Annotated in this window: 1 pseudogene; it reads left to right on the top strand. The window is 75.5% G+C overall.

What is annotated here, in order from left to right:
• Positions 1-304: pseudogene (locus tag AOK15_RS48440) on the top strand (hypothetical protein); the annotation flags it as partial.
• Positions 305-355 lie beyond the last annotated feature (51 nt).

The following is a 355-nucleotide window of genomic DNA, read 5'->3' as shown; positions in this document are numbered from 1 at the left end:
CGCGGCCGGTGCGATGGTCACCGTCAACTCCGTGGTGTACGTCCGCGATGTGCTGGGCCTGTCCGAGGGCGCCGTGCCGCTGGCACTCGGCGCGTACGGGGCCGGGTCGATGGTGGTGGCGCTGGCGCTGCCGCGGCTGCTGGACCGGGTGCCGGACCGGGCGGTGATGCTCGGGGGACGCCGAGGAACCCGCGGACGCCCGAGCGGCGACCTCCCCCGGGCCCGGGGCGGGCCGCGCGTTCGGGCAGTACGGCCGAGACCACCAGCGCGGCCGACGCGAGGAAGCCGAGAACGGTACCGGTGAACAGCCAGTTGTAGGTGATGACGGACAACAGCGCCGCCGCGAGCGCGGGGG

The sequence above is a fragment of the Streptomyces ossamyceticus genome, assembly GCF_001418475.1.
GTDB classification, from domain to species: Bacteria; Actinomycetota; Actinomycetes; order Streptomycetales; family Streptomycetaceae; genus Streptomyces; species Streptomyces ossamyceticus.
This window is presented reverse-complemented; position numbering and strand designations above follow the sequence as displayed.